The sequence below is a fragment of the Pedobacter sp. 10L46_2 genome (genome assembly GCF_056395165.1).
On record NZ_JBFTIZ010000191.1, the window covers coordinates 1 to 11,132 of the forward strand.

The following is an 11,132-nucleotide window of genomic DNA, read 5'->3' on the forward strand; positions in this document are numbered from 1 at the left end:
GCATACCATCTTGCTACTTTTCTCATAATACTTTTCAGATCATCGCCATCAAATACAAAGTCTCCGTCTTTCCAGGCCAAAATACTTTCCGTATTCACTTCTTTTACATTTATCTTCTGATCACCCAGCTCGCTCTGCTCACCTGGCCTTAACAATACGTTGTTATCAGGCGCATTCCCACTAGATTTTGAGCGGATTACCCGAACACTACCTTCTAAAAGGGTAGTTTTTATTGGGCCTTCGTCTTCGTAGCTGTTGATGTTAAAGTGTGTTCCCAGAACCTCTACTTCTTGTCCTTCGCTTTTAACAATAAATGGAATTTTACCGGGTAGCTTAGCTACTTCAAAATAGCCCTCTCCTGTCAATTCAACAACTCTTTTACTTCCACTAAATTTAGTTGGATAACGTAATAATGAAGCGGCATTTAGCCAAACCCTTGTGCCATCAGGCAAATTAACCTGATACTTTCCTCCATTGGGCGTTTCTATGGTATTGAATAACTGAGCTCCATTTTTACCCTGGGGTTCAGAGTCTGATACTGTGTAAACCAGCTGACCATCTGCAGTTTTATTAATTACCAAGCCCTCCTGTTTAACCACCTCACCATTAGCCGCATCGGTTAATGAAATCCTTTTGCCATCGGCAAGTGTTAAAAATGCTTTGTTACCTCCCGGAGGGATGTCTTGTTTTTTTGAAACGCCAGTTATTGAGGAGCGGTTCCCCGGTTTGTTTAAATAAATAAAACCAATGAAACCGACGATGCTGATTACAGCTGCCCAACTGGCAACTTTAAGTAAGAGCTTACTTATCTGAACAGGCTGAGATTCCTTATCCTTCTGGGCCGACAATGCCGCCCATACCTCGTCTTTAGTCTTGCTAATAATTTTATGTGAAGGAGCCTCCTTTCCAGAATGTAATTCCAGATACCAGCTTTCAACAATTGCTTTTTCTTCTTCAGAGCAATTGCCGGCCTTGTATTTTTCTAACAGTTCTCCGGGATCCCTATGCATACAATATATTTGGTATTTATACTTTATGCTACTATGACAGGAAAGCTGGGGGGTATGGGGTACTTATTTTAATAAAAAAAAAGATAAAGGAATAAAATCCCGCTATCGGACTGCCCGTCATCTCGAATGTAAAGAGAGATCTCTTGGCCACGGAGTAACTGCGAACCTTTGCATAATCAGGAGATTTCTCCTATCGTCGAAATGACGGCAGCTTAAAACAATCTGGCATTGGTATTCAAACGCTATATGAAGTACAAAAACAAACTATAAAAAGCAATAACAAATAAATCAAACTTGGGCCTAAGTATGCGTAAAGCCTTTTTCACATGCATGCGTACGGTCTGTTCAGATATCTGAAGCCTAACTGCAATCTGTTTATAAGAGAGGTAGTCTCTCCTGCTCAGTTCAAACACTTCTCTCATTTTAGATGGTAAGGCCGAAATTTCCCGTTCAATCATCTTTCTCATTTCAACCTCCCTTATTCTATGATCTGCAAAGTAAGTATCGCGATCTATAAAGCCAGCCAGTGAGCTGATGTATTTATTTTCTACAGCATTGTGCGAAATACGGTTTATAATACGGTTCCTGATGGCCGAATATAAATAAGAAGATAGGCTACGATCAAATGAAATGGTTTCGCGACGCGTCCATAATATTTCAAATAATTCCTGAACTACGTCTTTTGCCTCGTCCTGATCGTTTAAAAGCTTACAGGCATGTACAAATAATAAACCATAAAAACGGTCAAAGATGGCAGTGTATGCCAAATGATCTCCTTTCTTCAAGAGATCAGCCAACTCCTCATCGTTTAATTGTTTATATAATAACATTGGTAAAACTGTAAATGGACTTTACGCCCATGCCCGACACAATTATTGAAACTAGAATTTTATATTTGATTAGTATCCAGATCAAATGTAACACATTACCGCTCCCGTGCTTACGCTCATATTGGCTTTTTATTCAACTATTTTGCCATAAAAGGTTTTTGGTTTAATTATTTAAATGAAAGATGCAGAAAGGATACACCCTGTCTTGGCAGTAAGATTTCTAAATTAGCAGTTCCATTTTTAGTTTTAAGTATCGAAGGTTTTTCGAGCATAGCCAGTTGCCCGGCTTTTTCAAGTTGTTTGATTTGTACAGCTGTCGGACTTACCGGAGAACCCATTTTTTTCCAAACTTCGTACGAATTGCTGTGCTGATCATCAATACGATAATGTTTAAGCTCTATTGTTTTCGAGGGCAATCCATTAAGCTGAATGTTAACTTTTTCGGCGCTGCCTTTTTCATCAGCATCATGATAATTCCAAACCATAACCGCAGCAGATTTTGCATCTTTTGATGCCAATGCACCAATATCTGTGTGGGCACCACGAATACCAGATGCTAAAATACTATCCAGAGGACACATTCTGTTTGCATCAACCTTTACCAAATCACCTCTCATCATTCCAAACATCCTGAATACATTCAATACCGGTTTATCAACTCCATTAGTTGCCAGGTCTCTGAAACCATAAAACCATGGTTGGTTTTCAAATTCAAAAGCCCAGGTAACCGCACCAATCAGGTTAGATTTCAGTAAGTGAGCCAGTTCATATTTACGGGCAAAAGATGCGGCAGTATAGCTGGAATACATGGTTCCGTTTCGATATGCATTTTGAGGATCAGTAGCCATACCGCAAGCGGCACATCCTTCGGGGTCCGACTCTCCAATCACTATCGGTAGATCCTTTAACTGCGGATAAGCCGCAATGACCTTTAAATTATCATTAATGTTTCGAAGCTGACTACGGATTCCCATAACCACTCTTCCATTTTCCAATTTTGGAGATCCTTTGGCATGAAATAAAAGGATATCAAGCGGCGATCCGGTTTTTCCGGTTGCATAATTCGTCTCAAACAAACAGTGTTTTATAAAAGCATCCTGAAATTTCATTGCTCCCCCTGTAATATCAGTCCCTCCAATTTTTGCCGTTGGCAAAGCTCTTTTAACAGCATCGGCAGAATAATCATATAATTTAAAAAATTCCTGCTGTGTTCCTCTCCAATATTGCGAATCTGGTTCGTTCCAAAGTTCCCAATACCAGCTTTCTACTTCTTCTTTTCCGTAACGCTCAACACTATGTTTTACCCATTGATAAACAAGCTCTGTCCATTTATTGTAATCTTTAGGAGGATACGCCCAACCAGTAAAAATATCGCTGTATTTATCACCTGGTTTCCAGTTATGTTTATAAGGAACAGGTTTGCTCGAGAGTGCTTCGGGCATAAAGCCAATCTGTGCCAGCGGTTTCATACCTCTTTTGATATAAGTATCAAAGATACTGTCGATAATAGACCAGTTATAAACCGGATTTCCACTGGCATCTTCGGTATAAGCATTTGTTGAGCCCCATTTTAAAGCAGCCACACCATCACCGGTTACCAATAAACTATGCGCCCTAACGAACACCGGTACGGGACTTGCCGCCGCAATTTCGGTCAGTAATTTCTTACCATCCTTCATATAGGTATAATTTGGTTCATCATATCCAAACCAGGCCCATAGTGGTTTCATTGGAGCTATTGATGCTGAAAAATCAACAGCAACCTTTACCGGCTCATTTTTATTCGTTTGAGCGTAGGCAAGGCTGTTTATGCCTACTGCAATGATAAAGAGTTTAATACTTTTTTTTAATAGCATGTGCTTTGGTTTAAGCGATATATCTTTTATACGATTAACGATCATCCAAATTAAATATATAGCTTTTTTTCTTTCTAGTATAATCCGCTAAGCCAATTGAAAAATAAAGTGCCTCTAAAATTACCCGCAGATTCCAGAGCGCTTATACGGCGATTTCATCGTTAGCATAAACAGGGAGATAACAGGGAGGTAACAGGGACATAGTAGGGATAAAATCCTTTTAATATCCCTATATAGTTCTAATCAAATTTTTATTTATAAAAAGATATTAATATATTATATATCAACCTTTTAGCAATTATAATTATGGCAATTATCAAAAACGGAATTTTAGGAGGATTTAGCGGAAAAGCGGGCACTGTTGTCGGTTATCAATCAAAAGAAAGAAGCCTTATGCGTGGCAAACCAAGGCTTAGAACAAGCCCACCCACGCCAAAAGAATTAATAAACAGAGAAAAATTCGCCTACGTGCAGGCATGGCTACAACCACTACTTGAATTTTTACGTGTTGGATTTCAGGGATATGCAGCCAATTTTGAGGGTTTTGTAGCTGCAAAATCTTACAATTCTAAAAATGCGCTAATTGGGATTCCCTCCTATTTCCAGATCAATCCGGCCCTGGCATTGGTAAGTTTTGGAGATATGAGCCAGGCCACCACTGCAACAGCCGTTGCAGAAAGCGGAAATGTAATTAGCTTTAGCTGGACAGGTGGCAATTTTGCTTATGACGACAGAGCAATGCTGGTGGCTTATGACATAACCGGTGAGCGGGCAAAATTTAATACCGCATCTGAAAGAGCTAAGGAAGGATTTGCCAAACTTAAGATGGATGAAAGTTTTGTTGGAAAACAAGTAGATGTATATCTGGCCTTTGTGTCGGAAGATAGAAAACGACGCAGCAACAGTCAGTACCTTGGGTTGGTTACTGTTTTGTAAGTGTTGCTTCTATTTGCTGGCTTTTAACATAATTGGCGATCATTGAGCGGACAGACTTATGAAAATAGGCCTTAACATCACTAATGCTTCCGATCTGTAATTTGTTATGCCAGAATTTGACAAAAAATTCGACTAATAAATCATCTGCAACACTTTCATTTTTGATTGTCTTAACCGTATAACTAAATAAATAAGGATACAATGATTTGTGAAGCAAGGCAAAAGACTGCTCTTCGCCTTTTATTGAGTTATCCCACAACTCCGTCAATTCATTAACTTTTTGCATGTTTAAATATTTGGCTTATTCAAACTTACAAAAGCTAAACCTGTTTAGCTAACAATAAACAAGTTTTATTCATTTAATAAAAAAATAGCATAAAAAATATCAAAGTCACATAAAAACAATTACTATTATTAAAAATATTAACGGTTTTATTATTTATCTGGCAAGCTTTCCTTAAGCGAGAAAAATAAAGTTCCAAAACCTGCATTATCTGCATTAAACCCCGCACCTTCGGGTCTTAATTTATCTGCCGCAGCCTTTGTATATTTATACTGTTCAGCTGGTATTCCCTTTACCCTAAAGGCATAATGATTATACACCTGTTCAAAAATAGAGCGGAGGTTGCCCCTACCATTGGTAGAAATTGTGGATGCAGGAAACCGGCCGCTAATATCCATGTGGGGTTCAAAGGGTACATCTTCACCTAAATTATATTTGGCCGTGTATTCGAATCCTTTTAAAAGTCGGTTATCTGAGAATTTATACATGTCCAGGCCCTGATTCCATCCAATTTCGCACATCTCAGCAAGGTGACCAATTCCCAACATACTGTGTGGCTGATCGCGGCCGCTCTCTTGACCCTGCCCGGCTTCATTGACAATGTAATGCAAAAGACTCCCATTTCCAGGGCCTCTGTAAAAAAAATCTACTGCCTTATCAAACATCTCATGATCATCATTAAAAACTGCAATAGACATCATACCTTTCATACAAGCTAAATCCCAGTTTCCATGTGCCCAAAGCGCAAAATATTGGATGGGAGGATAAAATACATTACTAAACATGTCCTGGCATTTCTTAATTTCTGCCTGCGACCATTTAGGATAAGTGGCACGCATAATTTCGGCAGCACTGGCCATTTTAAATACATTCAACCCTGCTCCAAGCTCTACATCGGTACCATCAAAGATTTTAAAGGTATCAGACCAGGCATTGATAATCCGAACCGCTGCTTCTGCATGAGCTTCATCTCCGGTAATTGTCCACATCAGTGCATTCTGATAAGCAGCACATACATCCTTTTCAAGATTACCTATGTTTTTCCCGGCTCCCGTTAGCAGACTTCTTTCTGCATGTGCCGCTGCGCTTGGCTTCCAGCTGGCGCTAGAATAAGGACTTTGTTTAAATTTTTCAAATCCGCTCTTCCAGGGTTCAATTCCCCTGGCTACCATATCCTTCATTCTTAGCAGGTCGGAAGACGAATGCAGCAGGCCAGGATGTGTAAAAGGAGCCGGATGATAAGCTTTCGGCTTTTCCAATTTTAATACCTGTGCATTACTCATTGATGAAATAATCACTAAAAAAGTGCACATGAAAATTCTGGCAAATAAAAATCTGATCATTGTATGTTGTTATTTTAACAGTAAAAATGAATTAGGCAGTTTCGGATTTCCGTTAGGATACTCGATATACTGCTTACTTAAAGCAAAAAAACCGATGAAATCTGCATTAAATTCGGGATGTGTTGTTACGTTCCCCTTCAGGTTAACTTTAACATTTGCACCACGCTCAGTGTGTATCAAATGGAAATTGGCATCATCTACAAAAGTGTTGTAATCTATCTTGCATCCCGTACAGCTTTGGGTATCCAGCTTTTGTTTTACAAAAACATTCCCAAACCAGCGATGGTCTATATTGAGAGAAGGAATGGTTTGTTTGATGACTAAAGTATGGGGCAGATAATTACTTGTGGCCACCGATTTCCCTGGCTGACGTTCATTGGTAAAACTACAATTGTAAAACAGGTTTTTGATAAAAACATTCGCTTCACTGGCGAGCATTTTGACACCTGATTTTCCGGCCTGATTTCCCGAAGCAAGCACATTGTTGTCGACCAGCGCCGGCCCATGGCTGTTGAAAAGATATATTGCATCAGCCCCTGTATCAGAAATTATATTTTCGCTGATCCGCGTAGCCTGAAACAAGGGTCCCAGATAAATACCAAAACCTTGCTTTCCTTTGATCTGGCGGATTAAGTTCCCTTTAATCACAGCGTCTATGGCCACTGCCAATCTGATGCCGGCAGATTCTGTGCCTGTGTACAACCCTTCGGTATTGATCTTTTCAATCAGGTTTCCATTTATCAAACTTGCAGCGCCTCCCGCTAAACCAAAAATTCCTGCCTGGCCGCAGTTTAATATATGGTTATTACGAATGACGTGATGACCAACCTTTTCGATTTCTTTATAATTGCTGAACTCCGGGTTTCTTGGGCTGGCTTCAGGATACGTTTTACCGGTATTACCAATTGAGATACCCACGCCACTGCAATTGTCTACGGTGCAGTTTTGGATGATCCAGTGTGTTCCTCCACCCGTCTCAATTGCTCCTCCCTGTTTTCCATAGATGCTGGAAATGGCGCTCACTACCTGACTCACATGAATTCCATCTAACGCAATATAATTTACATTTTCCAAAGCTGAAATTCCGGATGACCTTACGGGTATTTCGGTAAGCGATTCGTTGGGATTGCTTTTACCAAAATTTGCTTTGATCATAACTTTTCCACCACCGTTTTCTGCTATCCAGCTTAATACAGCTCCATTTACGTGTTTAAGCTCATTCTGCTGCTGCATTTTTACATTATTGAAAAAAATAATGCCTTTAAACGATGACGTATCTATAAGCAATTTCCAAATGCCGTTTTTTTCTTTGGTCCAGCTTTTTGCCTGTTCAGAGCCTCTAATGCTTACGGTTTCGCCTTTAGCGGCTTTTATGGTAATCCTTTGTTGTTCAGATGCCCCACTCCTATTTAATACTACGAGTTCCCTGTACATACCTTTCCGAACAATCACCTGGTCCCCTGGCTCTGCTTTTAATATTTCATTTAAAATCTAGTTATAATGATATGACAACATAATGGGCTTTTTATACTCATTGGCTCACTCATCATGCTGACCACGAAATAGCTGCGAAGCAAAAAATTATCAATGACAGATTGTTTAAAACTGTCGTCATCTCGAACGTTGTGAGAGATCTCTTGAACTGGCAGAACCAAGGGATCTCTCACAACGTTCGAGATGGCGATGTGCCTTGCATGACGAAATGTACCCATATGTTATTCCCACCACGGCAGAAATAAAGCTAACAAACTATAATTTATATACAAAACACACCAATAAAATCTGGCAAGAGAGTATTGAATGGAAAGTGCTGCGTCTATAGATAAACCACTTAAACCGAGCGTATGAAAAGGATTCCTTAGGATAAAGAGATTTTATGTTAATTAATCTTGCCGCAACTATTTAGAATAGGAAAGCGGTCTTTTTATTTTTCCATTTAAAGAACCAAATAAATTTATGAAACTTCACTTACAAAATTCAACTCAATGGAGTAAGATTATGAGGGTTGGATTTGGTCAGATGATTCTATTTTCATCATTGATCAATCTAGCCTATTCTAAATCCTCTAACACTCATAACACCCCTGATAGCTTTTCGGATCCCCACTATGCTAGTATAAAGGGCTTAAAAAATAACAGCAGAAATCATTTTGCAAAAATGGATCAGGTAGTGTCGGGTACTGTAACCGATGCCAAAGGAGAAGCAATTCCGGGAGTATCTGTTAAAGTTAAAGGCACCAATCTGGGTGCGGTTACAGATAAAAACGGAAAATTTAAGTTAACCGTACCAAATAGTATAAGTATTCTGGTTTTTAGTTCCATTGGGTTTGAAACGCAGGAATTGGCAGTTAATAACAAAGARGTTATTAATGTGAAACTAAAAGAAACAAATGATGTATTGGATGAATTGATAGTTGTAGGTTATGGAAAGCAAAAGAAAGCGACACTTACAGGTGCTGTAGAAACTATTGACCGCAAAGTGTTCCAGGATCGTGCTGTAACTAATGTGGGTCTGGCATTGCAAGGTCAATCGCCAGGACTGTTGGTTACCCGTAGTTCACCCCGCCCTGGTAACGAAGGTTTAGCATTCAGGATTCGTGGGAATTCTTCTGTGAATGGTAGCGATCCATTGATTATTGTGGATGGTGTCCCTGTTCTCAATTCCTATTCCTTCCAGAATATGAATAGCGATGATATTGAGAGCATTTCTGTTTTGAAAGATGGGGCCGCAGCAATTTATGGTTCACGGGCTTCCAATGGTGTGATACTGGTAACAACTAAGAAAGGAAAAGGCAAATTACAAGTGAATTACAATGGTAATGCGCGTTTTAATACCAACGGTATTACCGGTTATTCGCCCAATATGCAGCAATATGCTTCAATATGGCTAGCGGCAAACAAAGAAGAAGCCGGACCAAATTACTGGGTTTGGGGAAATAAAGAAAACCTGGAGAAAATGCAGCAAGGTGTGGAAGGCAGATATGATCTTTTTGGAACAGATTACTATATCTTTAATGCTAACCGATTGGATGAGATGTTTGCCACGCGTTATTCTCAACAGCATAATTTAAGTATTTCCAGAGGTACAGACTCAACAGGATATCGTCTGTCTGTGGGTTATGCAAACAACAGAGGAAATTTAGCTACTGCTTATGACGGACAGAAACAATACAATCTTCACTTTAACCACGACTATAAGCTATCTGATAAATTTAAACTTGAATCGAATGTTAGTTTGGTTAATACCAATACCAGTACACCTTCTGTTGGGCTAGACAATACACTTTATGCTTACGACATGCCTTTTTATCCAGCGAAAAATCCTTTCGGGCAATGGTTTGCTACATTTAACGGAATTGACGGGGGTGCCAACAGAAATGCAGCGGCTATGACAGCTGCCGGTGGGCGAGAAAATAAAAATTCACTTACCGGAAGAGTGGACGTAACCGCCACCTATCAGATTTTTAAGGATCTTGCCCTGGAAGGTTTGGCATCTTTGCAAAACGAGAGATTTAACTCAGAAAGATATGTATTACCTGTGCAGTTGTACAATTGGTATGGCACGCCCACAGGGATTGGTTTAAATACCGGAGGTACAAATAACACTTACAATACTTATGCCTGGCAAGGGCTTTATCAATATTACTCGGCATTGTTACGTTATGAAAAAACATTCAATGGTGTACACAATATATCGGCGGTAGCAGGCCTCAATGCAGAAAAAAGCAACTCGCAACAGGTAACGGCTAACCGTGTGGGTTTTGAAGACCAGGGCGTTTATGATATTAGTCTGGCCGGGTTAGAAACGCAAACAAACAGCGGAACCAAGACCCAAAATGGCAGGTTTTCATACCTGACAAGATTGAACTATAATTATGCCGAAAAATATTTGGCGGAATTGATAGGCAGAAGAGATGGTAACTCCAGGTTTGCCTCAGGCTATAAATTTAAAAATTTCGGATCTGCACAATTGGGATGGGTATTTACCAAAGAAAGTTTTCTGACGGGCATTACGCCAGTACTTAATTTCGGTAAAATAAGGGCTTCTTACGCAACTACTGGAAATGAGGCATCTGGCTTGGGTGCTTTCGATTACCTGTCGACCGTCAATATTGGCTCTGCTGTTTTAGGTTCGCCTGCTGCACCACAGTCATCAAGTAGTTTGAACAACAACGGACTAATTAGTTATACCCGCACATGGGAAAAAGTAGAGCAAAAAAACCTGGGTATTGATCTGGAATTTTTTGACAGTCGATTAACTACCAACTTTGATATTTTCGAAAAAAACAATATTGGGATGCTAATCAATGTAAGCTATCCTTCTGTGTTAGGAGGTAACGCACCAAAAACCAATAGCGGCAAATTCAATACTAAAGGCTGGGAATTTGTTATAGGCTGGAAAGACACAAAAGGTGACTTTAGCTATAATTTCGCTTTTAACATTGGTGATACAAAAACCTTGGTATCGGGAGTTGAAGGTGCTGATAGTTATAACGCTGGTAGAAACGGAATCGTAAACGGGCGCCCATGGCAATCCTGGTTTGTTTACAAAACAGATGGCTACTTTAAAAACCAGGCAGAAGTAGATGCATATTATGCTGCCTATGGGTCTAGTACAAACCTGGCCAACATGCCTAAAAACAATCAGGCAGTAGCTTTACGTCCTGGTGATACAAAAAGAGTTGACGTTGCAGGAACAGGTAATATTACCAATATAGGTAACGAAAAAAGCTCTTTGGTATATGCCGGTGATGGCACACCACATTTTAATTTTGGTTTCAATTTGGGTGGTTCATGGAAAGGGTTTGATTTAAACGCTTTCTTTCAAGGTCAGTTGAAACAGAATATCATGCGCAGCGGTTACATGGCTTATCC

8 protein-coding genes are annotated in these 11,132 nt (G+C 39.7%); 2 read left to right on the forward strand and 6 right to left on the reverse strand.

Features of this window, described 5'->3' with window-relative positions; all coding sequences use genetic code 11:
- From AC1DDX_RS18245 to AC1DDX_RS18255, 3 genes are all read right to left on the reverse strand, one after another.
- Positions 1-1,010 (reverse strand): FecR family protein (locus AC1DDX_RS18245; protein ID WP_477622373.1); only part of this gene is annotated, 1,010 nt, incomplete at its 3' end.
- Between the two features lie 242 nt (positions 1,011-1,252).
- Entirely contained in the window at positions 1,253-1,840 is a 588-nt protein-coding gene (locus tag AC1DDX_RS18250) for an RNA polymerase sigma factor (RefSeq protein ID WP_172660174.1), read from the reverse strand.
- 167 nt (positions 1,841-2,007) lie between these two features.
- Positions 2,008-3,696 (reverse strand): GH39 family glycosyl hydrolase, encoded by a 1,689-nt coding sequence (locus AC1DDX_RS18255; RefSeq protein ID WP_337716826.1) that lies wholly within the window; start codon positions 3,694-3,696, stop codon positions 2,008-2,010.
- Between the two features lie 306 nt (positions 3,697-4,002).
- Here AC1DDX_RS18255 and AC1DDX_RS18260 point away from each other — a divergent pair, with 306 nt between their 5' ends.
- Entirely contained in the window at positions 4,003-4,632 is a 630-nt protein-coding gene (locus tag AC1DDX_RS18260) for a DUF6266 family protein (protein WP_172660172.1), read from the forward strand.
- Here AC1DDX_RS18260 and AC1DDX_RS18265 read toward each other — a convergent pair.
- From AC1DDX_RS18265 to AC1DDX_RS18275, 3 genes are all read right to left on the reverse strand, one after another.
- The gene (locus tag AC1DDX_RS18265) at positions 4,619-4,918 is read right to left on the reverse strand and encodes an RNA polymerase sigma factor (RefSeq protein WP_172660171.1); all 300 of its coding nucleotides are present in this window, start codon (positions 4,916-4,918) and stop codon (positions 4,619-4,621) included. The two genes, AC1DDX_RS18260 and AC1DDX_RS18265, sit on opposite strands and share 14 nt — an antisense overlap.
- 149 nt (positions 4,919-5,067) lie before the next feature.
- Positions 5,068-6,258 (reverse strand): alginate lyase family protein, encoded by a 1,191-nt coding sequence (locus AC1DDX_RS18270; RefSeq protein ID WP_172660170.1) that lies wholly within the window; start codon positions 6,256-6,258, stop codon positions 5,068-5,070.
- A 9-nt stretch (positions 6,259-6,267) separates the two neighbouring features.
- Positions 6,268-7,692 carry a right-handed parallel beta-helix repeat-containing protein gene (locus AC1DDX_RS18275; RefSeq protein ID WP_477622374.1) on the reverse strand — a complete coding sequence of 475 codons (1,425 nt, stop codon included), beginning with the start codon at positions 7,690-7,692 and terminating at the stop codon, positions 6,268-6,270.
- Positions 7,693-8,214: 522 nt separating this feature from the next.
- Here AC1DDX_RS18275 and AC1DDX_RS18280 point away from each other — a divergent pair.
- A partial coding sequence (locus tag AC1DDX_RS18280) for a SusC/RagA family TonB-linked outer membrane protein (RefSeq protein WP_477622375.1) occupies positions 8,215-11,132 on the forward strand: 2,918 nt, incomplete at its 3' end.

What these genes read in the sequence shown, in the direction of transcription:
- AC1DDX_RS18250 (WP_172660174.1), bottom strand. Translation starts at nt 1,840, where the DNA reads ATGTTATTATATAAACAATTAAACGATGAGGAGTTGGCTGATCTCTTG.
- AC1DDX_RS18255 (WP_337716826.1), bottom strand. Translation starts at nt 3,696, where the DNA reads ATGCTATTAAAAAAAAGTATTAAACTCTTTATCATTGCAGTAGGCATA.
- AC1DDX_RS18260 (WP_172660172.1), top strand. Translation starts at nt 4,003, where the DNA reads ATGGCAATTATCAAAAACGGAATTTTAGGAGGATTTAGCGGAAAAGCG.
- AC1DDX_RS18265 (WP_172660171.1), bottom strand. Translation starts at nt 4,918, where the DNA reads ATGCAAAAAGTTAATGAATTGACGGAGTTGTGGGATAACTCAATAAAA.
- AC1DDX_RS18270 (WP_172660170.1), bottom strand. Translation starts at nt 6,258, where the DNA reads ATGATCAGATTTTTATTTGCCAGAATTTTCATGTGCACTTTTTTAGTG.
- AC1DDX_RS18275 (WP_477622374.1), bottom strand. Translation starts at nt 7,692, where the DNA reads ATGTACAGGGAACTCGTAGTATTAAATAGGAGTGGGGCATCTGAACAA.